Origin of the sequence: Methylobacterium sp. NPDC097929, assembly GCF_049543375.1 — a bacterium.
Lineage (GTDB): Bacteria > Pseudomonadota > Alphaproteobacteria > Rhizobiales > Beijerinckiaceae > Methylobacterium.
Map to the genome: position 1 here is coordinate 1,546,357 of NZ_JBMVEP010000001.1, position 18,824 is coordinate 1,565,180.

The following is an 18,824-nucleotide window of genomic DNA, read 5'->3' on the forward strand; positions in this document are numbered from 1 at the left end:
TATGTTCGTCCTACACGTCGCCCTTCAGGGCTGCCTGCGCGGCAGCGACGTCGTCTACGGACTGACAGCCGATACCGGCGGCCATATCCGCTACCTGCTCGATCTGGTCGGCGCCTCGGCGCGGGATGAGGCCGTCACGCGGATCGTGGTGGCCACGCGCCTGTTCCACGGGGCGCCGGGCCCCGACTACGCCGTGCCCGAAGAGCGGATCGCCGACAAGGTCGCGCTGTTGCGGCTCGCCAGCGCGTCGCCGGGCTACCGCTCGAAGGAGGAGATGCACGGCGAGGTCGCGAGCTACGCCGAGAACCTCGTGGCCTGGATCGGGCGCCAGCCGCACCGCCCTGACATCGTCCACGCGCATTACGCGGAGGCCGCCGCGGTGGCGGCGATCGTGGAGGAACGGCTCGGCATCCCGTTCGTGTTCACGGCCCATTCCCTCGGCCGGGTGAAGGCGGCGATGCTCGGCGAGGCCGCACTCCGCCCCGATCTGGCGCGCCGGATCGCTACCGAGGAGGCGGCGCTGACGCGTGCCGCCCTCGTGGTCGCCTCCTCGCGCGACGAGGCCGAGGTGCAGTACGGCGGCTACGACGCCTACGATCCGGGCCGGGTACGCGTCCTGCCGCCGGGCAGCGACCTCGCGCGCTTCGCCGCGAGCCGCCCGCATCCGCGGGTCGATGCCGCGATCGACCGTTTCCTGAGCGATCCGGACAAGCCGGCTCTGCTCGCGCTCGCCCGGCCGGTAGCGCGAAAGAACCTCGCGGCGCTGGTGCGGGCGTACGGGGAGAGCCCGGAGCTTCAGGCGCACGCCAACCTCGTGATCGTCGCGGGCACCCGCGAGGACATCGACGCGCTCGACGGCGACATGGCCGCGACCATGCGCGACCTGCTCGTCCTGATCGACCGCTACGACCTCTACGGCCGCGTGGCCTACCCCAAGACCCACCGCCCCGACGACGTGCCGGCGATCTACGCCTATGCCCGCGAGCGCGGCGGCCTGTTCGTCAACCCGGCGCTGAACGAGCCGTTCGGCCTCACTTTGTTGGAAGCCTCCGCCGCCGGCCTGCCATTGGTCGCCACCGACAGCGGCGGGCCCAACGACATCGTCGAGACCTGCGGCAACGGGCTGCTCGTCGATCCCCGCGCGCCCGCCTCGATCGCGGCGGCCTGCCTGCACATCCTCACCGACGAAGCCTTCCGCGCGGCCTGCATCGCGGGCGGGGCGCGGGCGGCCGCCGCCTACGACTGGGACCGGCACGCCGCGCGCTACCACGCGCTGCTCGCCGCCCTGCTTGCCCGCGAGCCGCCGCTGCGCAGCCCGCGCCAGCTCCTGATCTGCGATATCGACAACACCCTGGTCGGCTGCTCGTCCGCGCTCGCGACCTTCCGGCGCTGGCGCAGCCGCCAGACCGGGCTCGCCTTCGGGGTCGCCACCGGCCGCTCGTTCCACAGCGCCATGGCGGTGCTGGAGCAGCAGGACAGCCCGCGCCCGCAGGTGATGATCACCTCGGTCGGCTCGGAGATCTACCATCTCGACGCCAACGGCGTGACCTACACGGCCGACGCCGCGTGGCGCGCGGCGGTCTCGGCGGCTTGGAACCGGGACGGGATCGACGCGGCGCTCGGTCGGCTCGACGGGCTCGTGCCGCAGGGGCCGCTGGAGCAGCGGTCACACAAGCTCAGCTTCTTCGGCGACGGGGAGACCGCGCAGCAGGTGCGCGAGCGGCTGACGCAGGCGGGCTTGAGCGCGAACGTGATCCACAGCCACGGCCGCTACCTCGACGTGCTGCCGGCGACCGCCTCGAAGGGCTCGGCGGTCGATCACGTCCGCACCCTCTACGGCCTGCCTGAACGGGCGGTGTTCGTGGCGGGTGATTCCGGCAACGACGTCGAGATGCTGCGGGATCGCGCCCAGGCGATCATCGTCGCCAACTACTCCGATGGGCTCGCCACCCACGCGGCGCTCGCGCATTCCTACGTCGCCCGCGCCTCGCATGCCCGCGGCATCATCGAGGGCGTGCTGCATTTCCGCCGGGCGGTGGCCTATGCGGCGCCGGCCACCACCGCGTGACCCGTCCCGACGTCCCGGTGAGCGTGCTCACCCTGGTCCGCGGCCGGGCCGACCGCCTGCGCCACCTGATGCACGGCCTCGCCCGCCAGAGCGTGGCCCCGCGCGAACTGGTGATCGCCTGGATGCAGCCGGAGCGCGCCCCCGACCTGCCCGATCCCGGTTGCCCCGTGCGCCATTGCCACGTGCCCGGCGAGCCGATGCCGCTCGCCGCCGCGCGCAACGGGGCCGCCGAGGCGGCGTCCGGCGATTTTTTGATATTCCTCGACGTGGACTGCATCCCGTCGCCCGGCCTCGTGGCGGCCTACGCGGAAGCGGCGAAGGTCGAGCGCGGCCTGTTCCTCGGCGAAGTCCTCTATCTGCCGCCCGGCGTCACCGACCCGGCGGCGCTCGACCGGCTCGGCCGCGTCCATCCGGCCCGGCCCCCTTTGCCCGAGGCAGGGCTGCGGCGCGAGCCCGATGCCGGCCAGCTCTGGGGCCTGTCCTTCGCCCTGCCACGAGAAGCGTGGCGGGCGGTCGGCGGCATGGACGAGGGTTACATCGGCTACGGCGGCGAGGAGACGGATCTGGCCGCCCGGCTCGCGGAGTCCGGGCTGCCGACCTTCTGGGTCGCGGGCGCGCGGGCCTACCACCAGCACCACCCGGTCCACGTGCCGCCGCTCCAGCATTTCTCCGCGATCCTCGCCAATGCGGCCCGCTTCCACGCCCGGCACGGGCGCTGGTGCATGACCTACTGGCTCGACCAGTTCTCCGCCGCCGGCCTCATCGCCTGGGACGAGACTGCCCCGACGATCCGGCTGCTGCGCCATCCCGAACCGCCCGAGATCGCCGCCGCCCTGCGGCCCGACGCCCTGTTCTCCTGACGACGGCGAGACCATGAAGAAACCCATCGCGTTCTTCGTCCACCACCAGGGCCGGGGCCATGCGCACCGCACCATGGCGGTGGCCGCCGAATTCGCCCGCGACCGCCCGGTCTCGGTGCTGACCGCCGGCCCGCACCTGTTCGACGGATTCTCCCGCGACATCGAGATCGTGACGCTGCCCAACATGATCGGCGCCGCGGTGCCGACCCCGCGCCTCTACGCCGAGCCGACGCCGCCGGTGATGCATTGCGTGCCGCTGGGCCTCGCCGAAATGCGCCGGACCATGCGGACGATCCTCGACCATCTCGACGCCCGCGAGGTCGGGCTGTTCGTGGTCGACGTCTCCGCCGAGATCGCGCTGCTCGCCCGCATCGCCAGCGTGCCCGCGGTGCAGATCCGCATGCACGGCGACCGGGGCGATATCGGCCACATCGGCGCCTACGAGGCCTGCGTCGGCATGCTCGCCCCCTTCGACGAGCGGCTGGAGCAGGACGATTACCCGGCGCATCTGCGGCAAAAGACGTTCTACAGCGGCGGCCTCTGCACCAGCGTCGATCGCGTGCCCGAGCGCGCCGAGGCGCGCGCCCGGCTCGGCCTCGACCCGGACCGCGAGATCGTCGTCGCCGTCACCGGCGGCGGCGGCAGCGGCACGCCCTACGCGCCGCTGACGGTGGCCGCCCGCGCCGTGCCCGACGCCCTGTGGCTGACGCTCGGGCCCACGCACCGCGAGGGCCACGAGACCGACTTTTCCAACTTGCGCGAACTCGGCTGGGTGCCGTCCGTGACCGATTATTTGGCCGCCGCCGACATCGTCGTGGCCTCGGCAGGCGACAACACCGTGCACGAGGTCGCCCGCGTCGGCGGGCGCCTGATCGTCATGCCCGAATGGCGCTATTTCGGCGAGCAGACCCGCAAGGCCGAGGCGCTGGTGCGCCTGGGCGCCGCGGTCCAGGACCCGCAATGGCCCGGCGACCTTCAGGGCTGGCGCGATCTGCTGGCCCGCGCCCGCAGCCTCGACGGGAGCGTCTTGCGCGGCCTCTACGAACCCGACGCGGCCGCCCGCGCCGCCGGCTGGCTCGAAGGGCTGACCGACGAGCTTTGGCAGGGCGCCACCGCCGAGGCGCCCGCCCCGCTGCGCGTCGTTGCAACGAACTGAACCGACCGTCCCCGCCATCGCCGGAGCCCACATGCCCACCGTTTCCGTCGTCACCCTGGCCAAGGGGCGATCCTCTCACCTGCGCAACGTCCTGCGCGGGCTGGAGCGCCAAACGCAAAAGCCCGCCGAGTTCGTCGTCGCGGTGATGCAGGATGCATTCTACGACCTGCCCGAGGTCGGCTTCCCGGTGCGCCAGATTCTCGTACCCGGCACCGAACTGCCGCTCGCCGCCGCGCGCAACCGCGGCGTCGCAGCCTCCTCCGGCGATGGAATCGCCTTCCTCGACGTGGACTGCATTCCCACACCCGGCTTCGTGGCGGACTACGCGCAGGGCCTGTCGGCGCTCGACGGCCTGTTGATGGGCGAGGTGCTGCACCTGCCCGAGCACGCGACGCTGGGCGCGTGGGACTATGACGACCTCGCGCGGGTCGCGGAAAAGCATTCCGACCGGCGCGGCCCCCCGGCCTCGGGCATCGAGATCTGCAACGACTACCGCTGCTTCTGGTCGCTCAACTTCGCAATTTTACGGGCGACGTTCGAGGCGGTCGGTGGTTTCGACGAACGCTACACGGGCTACGGCGGCGAGGACACCGATTTCGGCAAGATGATCGACCGGCGCGGTATCCCGATCGCCTGGATGAAGGGCGCGCTGGCCTATCACCAGTACCACCCGCACCACATGCCGCCGATCCACCACCTCGACAGCGTGGTGCGCAACGCCGAGCTGTTCGAGGCCAAGTGGGGCTACCGCACGATGGGCCACTGGCTCTACGCCTTCAAGGTGATGGGCCTGATCGACGACACGCCCGACCGGCCGATCCGCATCCTGCGCCGGCCCGACGCCGCCGACCTCGCGCTCACCGGCCAGCAGAGCCACCAGCCCTATACGAATTCGGCCTCGGTCATCCGCGCTCTCGAGGCGCGGGCCCGCGAGGCTGAGGCCGAGCCGGCGTGAGGATCGCCCTCCTCGCCCACCTGCGCCACCCGATCGCCCCGCCCTTCGCCGGCGGGCTGGAGGCCTATACCTGGCACCTCGCCGAAGGCTTGAGCGCGCGCGGCCACGACGTCGTCCTGTTCGCCGCCGGCGACAGCGACCGGCGCTTTACCCTCGACCCGGTGATCCCGGTGCATCACGAGGCAAGCTTTCCGGGAATGGAGCATCGCGGCGACGCGGGGCTGAAGGCCCATCTCGATGCCGGCTATACGGCGGCCCTCGACCGCATTGCTGCGGGTGGCTTCGACGTTCTGCACAACAACAGCCTGAGCCGCCTGCCGCTGGAGCGCCGCCGCCTGGAGGCCGTGCCGACGGTGACCTCGCTGCACGTGCCGCCCTACGACGCGCTGCGCTGGTTCGTGCACGAGAGCCTGAGCCCCGGCCACCGGATCACCGCGACCTCGCAGGCCCACGCGCGGGGCTGGTGGCCGGACGGGGTGCCGCCGGACGTGTCGGTGCTGGCCAACGGCATTGATCCCGCCGCATGGCCGTTCCAGCCGCAGGGCGACGGCAGCGCCGTCTGGTGCGGGCGGATCGCGCGGGTGAAGGGCCCGCACCACGCCGTCGCGGCCGCCCGGCGGGCCGGCCTGCCGCTGACCCTGTTCGGCCCGATCGAGGAGCCGGATTACTGGCAGGCCGAGATCGCCCCAGGTCTCGGCGGCCCGATCCGCTACGGCGGCCATTGCGACGGCGCGGCGCTCGCTCGCGAACTCGGCCGCGCCTCCGTCTTCCTGTTCACGCCGTGCTGGGACGAGCCGTTCGGGCTCGTCGCCGTCGAGGCGATGGCCTGCGGCTTGCCGGTGGCCGGGTTCGCCATGGGCGCGGCCGAGGAAGTCGTCGGCGAGGCCGGATGCCTCGTGTCCTGCGGAGACACGGCGGCCCTCGCGGAGGCGGTCGGCGCGGCGCTGGCGATCCCGCGCGCGGTGCCGCGGGCGCGCGTCCTGCGCCTTTTCACCCGCGAGCGGTGGCTCGACCACTGCGAGGCGCTCTACGCGCAGGCCCGCGCCGGCTGAGCCCCATGCCTGCCCCGCAACCACCCATGGTCGAGAAAAAATGACCCGTCAGGACCTCATCGCCGCCCTGTGGCACGGCCGCGACCCCTTCGCCGAACCGCCGGAGACGTTGCGCCCCCTCGATCTGCAGGGCTGGCGCAGCCAGCACCCTTATCTCGACGAGGCAGTGGAGCAGTTCCGCCCGAGCGTGGTCGTGGAGATCGGTACGTGGAAGGGCGCGAGCGCGTTGCATCTCGCCCGCGCCATGGCCGAGCGCGATGTGGCCGGCACCGTCATCGCCGTCGATACCTGGCTCGGCGCCGTCGATCACTGGGCGGACGCGAGCCTGTTCTCGGAACTCGCCACCGAGCACGGGTTCCCGAGCCTCTACCGCACCTTCCTGGCCAACGTCCTGCGCGCGGGACAGGCCGAGCGGGTGATCCCACTGCCGCTCGATTCGGTGAACGCCGCCGCGCTGATGCGCCTGCGCGGCGTCACCGCCGACGTGATCCACCTCGATGCCGGGCACGAAGAGGCCTCGGTCGCCGCCGACCTCCGGGCCTGGTGGCCCGTGCTGCGGCCCGGCGGCCTGTTCATCGCCGACGATTACGACAGCCTCGGCGGCAGGTTCCCCGGGGTCACCCGTGCGGTCGATGCCTTCTGCATCGCGTTCGGCGTGCGAGGACCTTGGTCTTTTCAGGGTAAGTGCAAGTTCATCAAGTCCGGCGATCACAGTGACGCTCATGGCACATAGTCAGTGAGCGACCTGTGATGAGGGCCGGCAGGAATGGAGCCTGAGAGGTCCGCTCTCAGAGCATGCCCTGAGGTCTGCTGTTGGCGCACAGCCGAAGAAGCAGCGTGCGCACTTATCTCGACTTTGGCCAATCGGAAAGGCTGTCGAGGGTGCGAGGTGACGAAGCGGGCGTGATGGATAGGCTGGTGGCGTCCCCGCCAAGAGACACCGCCATGCTGCCCCTGCCCACCCGCTTCGCCGGGCTCATCCTGGCGTTCGCGCCGCTGTTCGTCCACCGCTCGTGGCAGCACGCCCAGTTCCTGCTGATCGGTACGATCCTCACCCCCGGTCGGCGCACGGTGGCCAGCGTCCTGCGGATCATGGGTAGGGCGGACGAGCGGCGGTTCGTGAACGTCCACCGCATCCTCAACCGCGCGGCGTGGTGCCCGCGCACCGGTGGCCGTATCCTGTTCGGGTTGCTGATCGGCGCGTTCGCGCCGCACGGCCCCGTAGTGCTCGGGCTCACCGCGGTGTGGCGGCACGGCGGCTTGCCCGTCGTGCCGATCCGCTGGGTGCTCATCCGCGATCCCGAGGCACGCTTCCCGCCCCAGGCCCTGCTCTGCACGGATACGACCCGCGAGCCCGCACAGATCGTGGGTTGGTTCGTGCGGCGCTGGAGCGTCGAGGTAACCTTCCAGGAAGTGCGCGCCCATCTTGGCGTCGAGACGAGAGCGGCAGTGGTCCGACATGGCGATCGCCCGCACCACGCCCTGCCTGCTCGCCCTGTTCTCCATCGTCACGCTGCTGGCCGCACGGCTCCCGGCCCGTCAACGGCGATGCATCGCAACCGCCGCGTGGTACCCCAAACCACGCCCGACCTTCGCCGATGCCCTGGCCGCCGTGCGCTGCGCAATCTGGCGCGAGCGGACTTTGGCGACATCACCGCGCCGACGCGGCCGAACAAAACCCCGCTTCCGCTTGCCCGCGCCCTGGGCCTATGCCCTCTGCCACGCAGCATGAGTGGCCAAAGTCGAGCTTAGAGTGCCTCACAAAACTCCCGAGCACAGGCCGTTCTCGCTCTGGAGACGACAGCGCAGCGGGAGTTTTGTGAGAGACACTTAGCCCGGCGAGTTCGTCGGCCCGGCCTTCGTAGGGTCGCCGAGATGTAGTCCACGACGGGGCCGGCGCTGGGCCTCGCCCTGCAGAGCCACCACGAGCAAATGCCGAACCGGCGGCTCGACCGCGACGAGATGGAGGCAGTCATCGACTTCAGCCTCAAGACCGAGAAGACGGCTCTTGCGGGCGCGAACTACGGGGATTGAGGCGGCCGTTGCTGCGGGCGCTGCGGTTGGCAAGAAACCATGACCTCGACGTGGCCCTAGTGAGCTACGGACCCCTCGGGTGAAGGGGGTGTTGAAGGCGATCTTGATCCGGTCGCGTTCCTCCAGGCTCGTCTGGCCGGTGAAGACCAGGATGCGCCTGTTGAGGTCAATCTTGCCCCGGCTCCGCGCAAGCAGTCCCTCCTTCAGGCGCTCGACCAGCCAACGGCGCGTGTCGTCCCATTCGGTGAACAGGATCAGTCGGCGCTCCTGCCAGGCTCGGGCGCCCGGTTCCAGCATCTCGGCCTCGATCCAGTCGATCAGCGCCGCGACGCGGGCGTCGGGCAGGTCGCGCGCCTTACCGCTGACGGCCAGCATGCGGTCGACGTGTGCGATGGCGCCGTCGATGTCGCCGAGTTCGGTTCGCGCGCTCTCGGTCGCGGCATCGATCGCGTCGTCGTCGTCGAGCAATTCGGACTCGGTACCGTTGGCGTCCGCGTCCCGCCTGCGGAGCAACGTCTTGCGATGCGTCGTCAGCGTACGATCGAAGGCGGCGATCGAGGAGAACAAGCGCTGCTGGAGGTTGGCGAAGAGGAAGCGGGCTCGACTGCCGCCGGCCGATGCGCCGCGATACTCGTCGAGCATGGCGGCGAGTCGCAGCTCCGGCGCGTCGGCGGGCAGGCCCTCGATCCGGATCGGCTCGACGATGCGCTCGGGGAAGGGCTGGCCGAGGCGGCGGAGATCCTCCTTGAGACGGCGCACCATCACGGGCTCAAGATCGCCCGGCTCGACGTCGATGCCGCGATGGAAGCGCTGCGGGTCGAGGATCTCCAGAAGGGTCGCAACAGATACGGCATTAAGCGACGGATCGGGGTGGTCTTGTGAAGGGGGACGCTTCGACGATCTGATCTGAGCATCGGCCCGAAAATTGGGTGCCAGCTTTCGGCTTAGCCGACGCGGCCGGCGGGCCTGTCACAAAGGCCCGTGAATTCCGACGGTCATGCCACCGAACCTTTCGACCGCGTCCGGCAACTAATTGCTCGCTGGTCCGGCACCCGCCGGCTCTAATCCCTCTGCCTGCGGACAGCAGCGGAAACGGACAGAGCCGATGAGCCCGCCCGACCAACCCCCGTTCGATCCCGAAGCGGTCCCGACCGAGGCGATCGTCTCCCGCGGCGGTCGCGATCTACGCTTGACTTGGGCGAACGGCGAGGCGGCCGTACTGCCGTCCGAAACGCTGCGGCTGCGATGCCGCTGCGCGTGGTGCACCCGCGACCGGATCCAGGGCCGCTTCCCCGAATCCTTCCCGGCGGTCGCAATGACCAAGATCGATCCGCTCGGCGGCTACGCCGTGAACCTCGGTTTCTCCGACGGGCACGCCCGCGGGATCTTCCCTTGGGTCTACCTGCGCGCTCTCGCCCGAGAGGCTGCCGCGCCGACGACCGGCGCCACGGAGCGCACGCCCCGAGCGGCGTGATCGCCCGACCTTCATCTTTCCTTGAGCGCGCGGCCGCGGCCGGCGCCCGACCAGTGAGTCTTCCTCATGAGCGACACCGGCCCGAAGGTCGACATCGTCGAGACCGACCTCCTCGTCATCGGCGGCGGCACCGGCGGCCCGATGGCCGCGATCAAGGCCAAGGAGGCCGACCCGAAGCTGCGGGTGCTGCTGATGGAGAAGGCCAACGTGAAGCGCTCCGGCGCCATCAGCATGGGCATGGACGGGCTGAACAACGCCGTCGTGCCGGGCTACGCCACCCCCGAGCAGTACGTGAAGGAGATCACGGTCGCCAACGACGGCATCGTCGACCAGAAGGCGGTGATGGCCTATGCTCAGGGCTCGTTCCCGATGATCCAGTACCTCGACCGGCTCGGGGTGAAATTCGAGAAGGACGGCTCGGGCGAGTATAACATGCGCAAGGTCCACCACATGGGGACCTACGTGCTGCCGATGCCCGAGGGGCACAACGTCAAGAAGGTGCTTTACCGGCAGCTGCGCCGGCTCCAGGTCGCGGTCACCAACCGCTACATGGCGACCCGGCTCCTCAAGGACGCGGACGGGCGCATCGCCGGGGCGATCGCCGTCAACACCCGCACCTCCGAGTTCCTGATCGTGAAGGCCAAGGCTGTGGTTCTGGCCTGCGGCGCCGCCGGTCGGCTCGGCCTGCCGGCCTCCGGCTACCTGTTCGGCACCTACGAGAACGCGGCCAATTGCGGCGACGGCTACGCCATGGCCTACCATGCCGGCGCGCAGCTCGCGAACCTCGAATGCTACCAGATCAACCCGCTGATCAAGGACTATAACGGCCCTTCCTGCGCCTACGTCACCGGCCCGTTCGGCGGCTTTACTGCCAACAACAAGGGCGAGCGCTTCATCGAGTGCGACTACTGGTCCGGCCAGATGATGCTGGAGTTCTGGCGCGAATTGCAGGGCGGCAACGGCCCGGTCTTCCTGAAGATGGACCACCTGCGCGAAGAGACGATCTCCGAGATCGAGACGATCCTGCACTCGAACGAGCGGCCCTCGCGCGGGCGCTTCCATGAGCGGCGCGGCACCGATTACCGCAAGCGGCCGGTCGAGATGCACATCTCGGAGATCGGCTTCTGCTCCGGCCACTCGGCCTCGGGCGTGTTCGTGGACGAGAACGCCCGCACCACCGTGCCCGGCCTCTACGCGGTGGGCGACATGGCGAGCGTGCCGCACAACTACATGCTCGGCGCCTTCGTCAACGGCGGCATCGCCGGGGCGGACGCCGCCGCCTATTGCGCGGCCACCAGCCTGTCGGCCTACGACGAGGGCGACGTCTTGGCCGAGCAGGCGCGCGTGCTCGCACCCACCCGCCGCGACGACGGCCTGACCCCGCACGAGATGGAGTTCAAGACGCGGCGCCTCGTGAACGACTATCTCGAGCCGCCGAAGGTCACCGCCAAGATGGAGCTCGGCCAGCGCCGCTTCGCCGAAATCCGCGACGACCTCGACGGGCTCTGCGCCCGCGATCCGCACGAGCTGCACCGCGCCCTGGAGATGCAGTCGATCCTCGATTGCGCCGACATGGCCGCCCATGCCTCACTCTTCCGCACCGAGAGCCGCTGGGGCTTCTATCACCTGCGCGTCGATCACCCGGAGACGCGGCCGGAATGGGCCTGCCACACCGTCCTGTTCAAGGACGAGAAGGGCCGGATGGCGAGCGCCAAGCGCGCGGTCGATCCGTTCATCGTTCCCGTCGCCGACGAGGAGATGAGCGCCTACCACCAGCTCCGCATCAAGACGCCGGTCGCCGCCGAGTAATTCTTCGCGACTTCTCTCTCAATAAGACACGGAGGCGAACCATGCCCATCATCACTCAGGCCAAGAGTGCCGCGGTCGTCATCGACGACGACAAGTGCATCGCAGAGAAGGGCTGCCGCGTCTGCGTCGATGTCTGCCCGCTCGACATCCTCGCGATCGATGAGACCCGGCAGAAGGCCTACATGAAGTACGACGAGTGCTGGTACTGCATGCCCTGCGAGGTCGACTGCCCGACGAACGCGGTCAAGGTCAACATTCCCTACCTGCTGCGCTGAGGTCTCGATCATGGCACCGGTCTTCGACACCTTCGACGACGACATCGACGAACTGGCCGAGCGCGCCGCCGATCCCGATCCCGGTATCCGCCGCGTGGCGATGATGGAACTGGCCGAGGCGGTCGGCACGGATGCCAAGGTGCTGCTGCTCAAGGGGCTCGCCGACGACGACGCCACCGTGCGCGCCGCCGCCGCCAAGGCGCTCGACGAGCATGACGGCGCGGACGTGGTCGAGGGCCTCGTCCGCTCCCTGGAAGATGCCGACGAGGACGTTCGGCGCGTGGCCGCCGAAACGCTCTCCGAGAAGAAGGAGCCGACCTGCGGCCCGCTGCTGATCGAGCGGGCCGAGCATGCCGACCCGTTCGTCCAGGCCGCGGCGCTCCGCGCCTTGCGCGAACTCGTCATCCCCGACGCGCTCTCGGCGGCCCTGAAGGCGCTGCAGAGCCCGGCGCCGGAGGTGCGCCGCGAGGGGCTCGGCGTCATCGGCTACCTCAAGGCCGAGGAGGCGCTGCCCGCGCTCCTCGCCACGGCCCGCGACGGCGACGCCACCGTGCGGCGCGCGACGATGGCCGCCCTCGTCTTCCTGCGCACCGGCGGCCCCGGCGTCGCGACCCTGCTCGCCGGCTTGCAGGACGAGAACTGGCAGGTGCGCGAGGAGGCTGCGATCTCGGTCGCCAAGAGCCGGTTGCCCGAGGCGGTCGAGCCGCTGATCGCCGCCATGGCCGATCCGGTCTGGCAGGTGAAGACCAAGGCGGCCAACGCGCTCGGCCGTATCAAGTCCACCGCCGCCATCGACGTGCTCGGACGTGCCCTCGATTCCGAGGTCAGCAACCTGCGCAAGGAATCCGCCGCAGCGCTCGGCGAGATTGCTCACCCGCAGGCCCTGTCCTTCCTCGAACGCGCGGCCGACGATCCCGACCCGGACGTGCGCAAGCTGATCCGCTGGGCGATCGGCCGGTGCCGGGCGGAGATCTGACGCCCGGGGCACGACGGGATGGCGAAGCGAGGCGGCGGATCCGATGGGGTTCGCCGCCTTCGTGCGTTCGGCAGCAGGCCAGCCGAGGCCTTGCAGTTTGGAACTGGTACAGGGTTTGCGGCACTGCGCCCGGTCATCGCCCAGGAGCAGCCCATGCAGCCCATCCCAGGTCCGACGGACACGGCCCACCTCTCCTCGGGGCTCTCGCTTCCGACATGCGCGCGAGGCACGAGCCCGATGGAATCTTTCCCCCAGCCCGCCGGCCCACGTCCGCTGCTGGAAGGCTTGAGCGAGGCCGAGCGCAGCCAAGTGATGGAGCGGGGGCGGCGCCGCGTGCTCTATCGCGGTGCCACCCTGTTCACGCAGGAGACGCCGAACGACGGCATCTGGCTGATCGAGACCGGACGCATCCGCGTCTTCTACGCCGCACCGACCGGCCGCGAGATCACGCTGGCCTATTGGTACCCCGGCAACTTCGTCGGCGGCCCCGAGGTGTTCGGCGCCGGCACCCATAGCTGGTCCGGCATGGCCGCGAGCAATTCCACCGTGCTGCATCTGCCGGGCGCGGCCTTGAGGCAGCTCGTGGCCCGCATCCCGTCGCTCGCCTTTGGCCTCATCGACGGGCTGACCTTCAAGGGCCGCTGCTACTCGGCGCTCGCCCAGATGCTGGGCACGCGCTCGATCACCGACCGCCTCGCCTTCCTGCTGATCCACCTGTCGAACCTCTACGGCGTCGAGGAGGAGGGCGGCGTGCTGATCGCGGCCGACTTCACTCACGCGGATCTCGCCCACATGGTCGGGGCCACCCGGCAATGGGTGACGATCAGCCTGAAGCGCCTGTCGGAGCAGGGCGTGGTGACGACGCGACGCTCGCAGATCCTGATCCAGCGGCCCGACATCCTCGCTCGGATGCCGGGCGGCGACGAGGCCGCTTAATTCGAATGCTTCTCGCTCAAAACTGCATCACAGATCCGGGCCGCCGGACGATTTTTGCAACTAATCGACTCGACTTGCGGGTCTCTGTTTGATCGGCGCCGACTGCGCACCCGATCATGCCTGTGATGTCGAGCCGGCATCGCGAGACGAGACGGAGTGCACGGATGACCGCGATGGTGTCGAGACGAAGCACGGTGTCGGCTCTGGCGCTCCTGGCGGCGGCCGGCATCGCGACGGGCGCGCCCGCCCGCGCCGAGACGATCCTGAACGTCGGGATCGGCACGCAGGACACGACCACCAACACCGCCACGGTCGGCGTGGTGGTGCGGCAGTTGAAGCTCATCGAGAAGCACCTGCCCAAGACCGGCAAATATGCCGACGTCAAGATTCGGCTCGATTGGCAGAACTTCACCTCCGGCCCGCCCGTCACCAACGGGATGATGGCCGGAAAGCTGCAATTCGGCGCCATGGGCGATTATCCGCTCGTCGTGAACGGCTACACCTTCCAGAACAACCCCGAGAGCCGGTCCCGACTGATCGCCGTGGCGGCCTACAACCTCCATGGTTCGGGCAACGGCATCGTCGTCAACAAGGAGACCGACGCCTTCTCCTTCGACGACCTGAAGGGCAAGGTCGTCAGCGTGCCGTTCGGCTCGGCCGCCCACGGAATGGTGCTCAAGGCGTTGCAGGACAAGGGTTATCCGCAGAGCTTCTTTCGGCTGGTCAACCAGAGCCCCGAGGTCGGCTCGACCAACCTGCAGGAGAAGAAGATCGACGGGCATGCCGACTTCGTGCCCTTCGCCGAGCTGCTGCCGTTCCGGGGCTTCGCCCGCAAGGTCTTCGACGGCGTCGAGACCAACCTCCCGACTTGGCACGGCGTCGTCGTGCGCACCGATTTCGCCGAGAAATACCCCGAGATCGTCGACGCCTATCTCCAGGCGATCCTCGACGCGCAGGCCTGGGTGAAGGCCGATCCGAAGCGCGCCGCCGAGCAGATCGCCGCCTGGACCGGCACCGACAAGGAAGTCGTCTACATCTTCCTCGGCCCCGGCGGGATCATGACGATCGATCCGACCCTCAAGGCGCCGCTCATCGACGCCGCGAAGGAGGACGTGAAGGTCCTGCAGAAGCTCGACCGGGTGAAGGAATTCGACGTTGCGTCCTGGGTCGACGACGCGCCCTTGCGCAAGACCTTCGCCGTGCGCGGGCTCGATTACGAGGCGCAGCGCGCCAGCACCGCCAATTACGAGGTCTCGGGCGAGGACGGCTTCTGCAAGAAGCCGATCACCGATCCCCGTAAGGCCGGCGAGATCTGGGTGAAGGACGGAGACATCCTGCCCTATGCGAGCGCCGTCTGTACGCTCGGCGCGGTCAACGATCTCAAAGCCAAGGGCCGTGAGATCAACGTCGCCTACGTCTTCGATACGTCGCGCGGCATCAAGCTGTTTGCCAGAGAGGCCTTCTACGTCGTCGGCGGGGGCGAGATCGCACCCTTCCTGCTGAAGCGCGATGCCGAGGCCGCGGCGGCGAAATCCGGCGCCAAGGTTCTGCCCTACGACGAGGCCGTGAAGGCCGCGGTGGCGGGGGGCTGATGACGATGGAAGCGGCCCTTCGCACCCTGCCGGAGGCGGTCGCCCGCCCGGCCCCGACGACCGAGGCGCGGCCCCCGGTCAAACCCCAGCCGGCGCCGCCGGTCGTGGTCCCGAGCAGCCGCCTGGCCCGATGGCTGCGCCTGCATCGCGGGCAACTCCGGTCCGCCGCCCTCGGCTTGATCTCGATCGCCCTCTTCATCGCGGTCTGGCAGGTTCTCACGGAGAACCGCGCGACGTTCTACGTGCGCTTCACCAACGTCCCGAGCCCGGCCGACGTGCTGGCACGCGCGATCCTGGCCTTCCACAACCCGATCTTCGGCGACCACATTGGGATGAGTTGCCGCCGCATCCTCTACGGCTTCACCCTGGCCAGCGCGGTCGCGATTCCGCTCGGGCTGCTGATGGGCCGCTTCCGCCTCCTGCGCGAGATCGTGTTCCCGATCTGCGAGGTGACGCGGCCGATCCCGGCCATCGCCTGGGTGCCGATGGCGATCATGCTCTGGCCGACGAACGAGGAATCGATCGTCTTCATCACCTTCCTCGGCTCGTTCTTCCCGATCCTGATCAACACGCTCCAGGGCATGGCCACCGTCGATCCGGTGCTGGTGCGGGCCGCGCGCTGCCTCGGCGCCAGGGAGGCGGCCCTGTTCCGCGAGGTCTACCTGCCGGCCTCCCTGCCGCAGATCTTCACGGGGCTGACCGTCGGCATGGGCGTCGCCTGGGTCTCGCTGATCGCCGCCGAGATGATCTCGGGCCAGTTCGGCATCGGCTACTTCACCTGGGAGGCCTATTCCCTGGTCCAGTATTCCGACATCGCGCTCGGCATGATCACCATCGGGGTGCTCGGTCTTGCTTCCAGCCTCGCCATCCGCCTCGTCGGCCGCCTCGCCATGCCCTGGGGGGCGGCCCGCTAAAGCATCGGCCCGAAAGGTGGGAACCGGCTTTCGGGCCGATGCGGCACAACAACCTCGAGCAGACGTCGATCCATCGAAGGAAGGGACACGCCATGGCCGGGACGGCTCGGGGCCTGATCGAGGTCCAGGATTTCTGCCTGCGCTACGAGACCATGGAGGGGGCGGTCGAAGCCGTCTCCGACACCTCGCTCACCGTCCGACCCGGCGAGTTCGTCTCCATCGTCGGCCCCTCGGGCTGCGGGAAGTCGACGCTGCTGAACGCGCTCGCCGGCTTCCTCACGCCGTCGGGCGGGCGCGTGACGGTCGATGGCGAGGCGATCTCAGGGCCCAGCGCCGACCGAGGCATGATCTTCCAGCAATACTCGCTGTTTCCCTGGAAGACCGTGCGTCAGAACGTCGAGTTCGGGCTCAAGATGAGCGGCGTGTCGCGCAGCGAGCGCGAGCGCCGGGCCCGCACCCTGCTGGGGCTCGCCGGCCTCACGCCCTTCGAAAACTACTACCCCGACCGCCTCTCGGGCGGCATGAAGCAGCGCGTCGGCATCGTGCGGGCGCTGGCCACCGGCCCGCGCATCCTGCTTCTCGACGAGCCGTTCGGGGCGCTCGACGCCCAGACCCGGCTGATCATGCAGCAGATCCTCACCAACATGTGGCAGCAACTGAAGATCTCGGTGCTGTTCGTGACCCACGACATCGACGAGGCGATCTTCCTGTCCGACCGCATCTACGTGATGACGGCGCGCCCCGGCAGCATCAAGGCCGAGATCGTCGTGCCGCTGCCGCGCCCGCGCGAGCCCGCAATGACGCTCTCCTCGGAGTTCCTCGGCCTGCGCCGCGGGCTGATGTCGCTGATCCGCGAGGAGAGCATCCGCGCCATGGGCGGCGAAGTCAGCCTCGACGCGCTCAAGGGGCTGGCGATCAACCTCGAGGGACAGGATCTCGCGACGGTCCTTTGATGGACACCCGCTCGACCGTGAACGGCGCGTGCCACGGCTTCCGATCCGTCTTCCATCATTGCGAGGCGGAGCCGAAGCAATCCAGCTCTCCGCACCATCCGGAAAAGGTCACGCCTTGGATCGCATCGGCTCCGCCTCGCGATGACGGTGTGCCGTAGAGGCCGGGCCGAGCAGCCCTCCCGCTATGCCTCCATCAACCACATCGACGGATCATCGCCATGACCTACGTCGTCACCGACAACTGCATCCGCTGCAAATACACTGATTGCGTCGAGGTCTGCCCGGTCGATTGCTTCTACGTCGGCGAGACCATGCTGGTGATCAATCCCGACGAGTGCATCGATTGCGGCGTGTGCGAGCCGGAATGCCCGGCCGACGCGATCAAGGCCGACACCGAGCCGGGCCTCGACGGATGGATCGCGCTCAACACCAAATATGCCGCCCTCTGGCCCAACATCAGCGAGAAGCGCGACCCGCTCGATGATGCCGCCGCGTGGGACGGCCGCCCCGGCAAGCTCGAATCCGTGTTCGGCGTCGCCGATCCGGCCGCCGCCTGATCTTCCCTCGGTCTTTGCAGAGGATGCCATGAGCAAGTACAACGAAGAGCAGGTGCTGTCGGTGCATCACTGGACCGACACGCTCTTCTCCTTCCGCACGACGCGCGATCCCTCGTTCCGCTTCCGCAACGGCGAGTTCACGATGATCGGCATCGAGGTCGAGGGCCGGCCGCTGCTGCGCGCCTACTCGGTGGTCTCGGCCAACTACGAGGAGGAGCTGGAGTTCTTCTCCATCAAGGTGCCGAACGGCCCGCTGACCAGCAAGCTCCAGCACCTCAAGGTCGGCGATTCCGTGATGATCGGCAAGAAGCCGACCGGCACGCTGGTGCTCGACAACCTCTTGCCCGGCCGCCACCTCTACCTGCTCGGCACCGGCACCGGGCTCGCCCCCTTCCTGTCGATCATCAAGGACCCGGAGACCTACGACCGCTTTGAGAAGGTTGTGCTCGTCCATGGCTGCCGTCAGGTGCAGGAGCTGGCCTACGGCGAGACCATCACCGAGACCCTGCCTCGCCACGAGTTTCTGGGCGAGATGATCGCCAACCAGCTCATCTACTACCCGACGGTCACCCGCGAGCCGTTCCGCAACCGCGGCCGGATCACCGACCTGATGACCTCGGGCAAGCTGTTCGAGGATATCGGTTTGCCGCCGATGTCGATCGAGAACGACCGGTTCATGCTCTGCGGCAGCCCTGAGATGATCAAGGACACCCGCGAGATGCTGACGGGGCTGGGCTACGCGGAGGGCAACCACGGCGAGGCGGCCCACTACGTCATCGAGAAGGCCTTCGTCGAGAAGTGACTTTTTTAAGGGGCAGGTGGGCACGGAGCGGAACAAAGCGTCTCGGAGAGAAAAATTCTCCGCCCACATTCCGACATGGAAGGACTCTCTCTCCCGCGCCGGAAATACGGAAAACGCGGCCATTGCGTTCGGGCTATGGTGAGCCGACATCTCGCTGTAGTTTCAAACTCTTCCGGTCGTCATGTCCCGCGTTCAATACGACTCCTTCGGCGAGCCTATCCTGCCGGTGAGCGACAAGGAGCCCACCGCGGCTTCGCGGGTCGCCCTGCGCTCCGGCGTCGGCCTGTTCTGGGCGATGGTCGTCGCCATCGTCGCCGCGCGCGCGGCCTATTTCGATCCGGCCCTGAGCGAGAAGGTCGCCAGCGTCGCCGCGTTGTTCGGCCATCTCCGGACCGTCGTCGGGGTCTGAAC

At 69.0% G+C, this 18,824-nt stretch carries 19 protein-coding genes; 18 read left to right on the forward strand and 1 reads right to left on the reverse strand.

The features are described from left to right. Position 1 precedes the first annotated feature (1 nt). The 7 genes from ACPCJR_RS07300 to ACPCJR_RS07330 all read left to right on the forward strand — a co-directional run bounded on the left by ACPCJR_RS07300 (position 2) and on the right by ACPCJR_RS07330 (position 7,843). A complete protein-coding gene (locus ACPCJR_RS07300; RefSeq protein ID WP_391511358.1) occupies positions 2-2,068 on the forward strand; it encodes an HAD-IIB family hydrolase in 2,067 nt (688 codons plus the stop codon). 23 nt (positions 2,069-2,091) lie between these two features. Beyond that, entirely contained in the window at positions 2,092-2,928 is an 837-nt protein-coding gene (locus ACPCJR_RS07305) for a glycosyltransferase family 2 protein (RefSeq protein WP_391511651.1), read from the forward strand. A 13-nt stretch (positions 2,929-2,941) separates the two neighbouring features. Beyond that, positions 2,942-4,084, forward strand: a complete 1,143-nt coding sequence (locus tag ACPCJR_RS07310) for a glycosyltransferase (RefSeq protein ID WP_391511357.1) — start codon at positions 2,942-2,944, stop codon at positions 4,082-4,084. 31 nt (positions 4,085-4,115) lie between these two features. Continuing rightward, complete coding sequence (locus ACPCJR_RS07315) at positions 4,116-5,039, forward strand: glycosyltransferase family 2 protein (protein ID WP_391511356.1); 924 nt, start codon at positions 4,116-4,118, stop codon at positions 5,037-5,039. Then, complete coding sequence (locus ACPCJR_RS07320) at positions 5,036-6,091, forward strand: glycosyltransferase (protein WP_391511355.1); 1,056 nt, start codon at positions 5,036-5,038, stop codon at positions 6,089-6,091. Before ACPCJR_RS07315 ends, ACPCJR_RS07320 begins: the two co-directional genes overlap by 4 nt. A gap of 40 nt (positions 6,092-6,131) precedes the next feature. Further along, positions 6,132-6,824, forward strand: a complete 693-nt coding sequence (locus ACPCJR_RS07325) for a class I SAM-dependent methyltransferase (protein ID WP_391511354.1) — start codon at positions 6,132-6,134, stop codon at positions 6,822-6,824. Between the two features lie 212 nt (positions 6,825-7,036). Then, a complete protein-coding gene (locus ACPCJR_RS07330) occupies positions 7,037-7,843 on the forward strand; it encodes a transposase (protein ID WP_391511353.1) in 807 nt (268 codons plus the stop codon). A gap of 78 nt (positions 7,844-7,921) precedes the next feature. Here the strand turns inward: ACPCJR_RS07330 and ACPCJR_RS07335 are convergent, their stop codons facing one another. Continuing rightward, the gene (locus tag ACPCJR_RS07335) at positions 7,922-8,887 is read right to left on the reverse strand and encodes a hypothetical protein (RefSeq protein ID WP_391511352.1); all 966 of its coding nucleotides are present in this window, start codon (positions 8,885-8,887) and stop codon (positions 7,922-7,924) included. Between the two features lie 343 nt (positions 8,888-9,230). Here ACPCJR_RS07335 and ACPCJR_RS07340 point away from each other — a divergent pair, with 343 nt between their 5' ends. The 11 genes from ACPCJR_RS07340 (at position 9,231) to ACPCJR_RS07390 (ending at position 18,822) form a co-directional block, all read left to right on the forward strand. After that, positions 9,231-9,599: a DUF971 domain-containing protein gene (locus ACPCJR_RS07340; protein WP_391511351.1), complete on the forward strand. Its 369-nt coding sequence runs from the start codon at positions 9,231-9,233 to the stop codon at positions 9,597-9,599. Positions 9,600-9,665: 66 nt separating this feature from the next. Continuing rightward, positions 9,666-11,408, forward strand: coding sequence for a fumarate reductase/succinate dehydrogenase flavoprotein subunit (locus ACPCJR_RS07345; protein ID WP_391511350.1), 1,743 nt, complete (start codon positions 9,666-9,668; stop codon positions 11,406-11,408). A 41-nt stretch (positions 11,409-11,449) separates the two neighbouring features. Further along, entirely contained in the window at positions 11,450-11,683 is a 234-nt protein-coding gene (locus ACPCJR_RS07350; RefSeq protein WP_015952121.1) for a 4Fe-4S dicluster domain-containing protein, read from the forward strand. A 10-nt stretch (positions 11,684-11,693) separates the two neighbouring features. Next, positions 11,694-12,659 carry a HEAT repeat domain-containing protein gene (locus ACPCJR_RS07355; protein WP_391511349.1) on the forward strand — a complete coding sequence of 322 codons (966 nt, stop codon included), beginning with the start codon at positions 11,694-11,696 and terminating at the stop codon, positions 12,657-12,659. Between the two features lie 237 nt (positions 12,660-12,896). Beyond that, positions 12,897-13,595: a Crp/Fnr family transcriptional regulator gene (locus tag ACPCJR_RS07360; RefSeq protein WP_391511348.1), complete on the forward strand. Its 699-nt coding sequence runs from the start codon at positions 12,897-12,899 to the stop codon at positions 13,593-13,595. 173 nt (positions 13,596-13,768) lie between these two features. Then, on the forward strand, positions 13,769-15,187 hold the full coding sequence (locus tag ACPCJR_RS07365; RefSeq protein ID WP_391511650.1) for an ABC transporter substrate-binding protein: 1,419 nt from the start codon (positions 13,769-13,771) through the stop codon (positions 15,185-15,187). Between the two features lie 5 nt (positions 15,188-15,192). After that, positions 15,193-16,101 (forward strand): ABC transporter permease, encoded by a 909-nt coding sequence (locus tag ACPCJR_RS07370; protein WP_391511347.1) that lies wholly within the window; start codon positions 15,193-15,195, stop codon positions 16,099-16,101. Positions 16,102-16,193: 92 nt separating this feature from the next. Beyond that, entirely contained in the window at positions 16,194-17,054 is an 861-nt protein-coding gene (locus ACPCJR_RS07375; RefSeq protein ID WP_391511346.1) for an ABC transporter ATP-binding protein, read from the forward strand. A gap of 218 nt (positions 17,055-17,272) precedes the next feature. Continuing rightward, on the forward strand, positions 17,273-17,611 hold the full coding sequence (fdxA, locus tag ACPCJR_RS07380; protein ID WP_391511345.1) for a ferredoxin FdxA: 339 nt from the start codon (positions 17,273-17,275) through the stop codon (positions 17,609-17,611). A gap of 28 nt (positions 17,612-17,639) precedes the next feature. Then, complete coding sequence (locus tag ACPCJR_RS07385; protein WP_391511344.1) at positions 17,640-18,413, forward strand: ferredoxin--NADP reductase; 774 nt, start codon at positions 17,640-17,642, stop codon at positions 18,411-18,413. 181 nt (positions 18,414-18,594) lie between these two features. After that, on the forward strand, positions 18,595-18,822 hold the full coding sequence (locus tag ACPCJR_RS07390) for a hypothetical protein (RefSeq protein ID WP_391516828.1): 228 nt from the start codon (positions 18,595-18,597) through the stop codon (positions 18,820-18,822). Positions 18,823-18,824 lie beyond the last annotated feature (2 nt).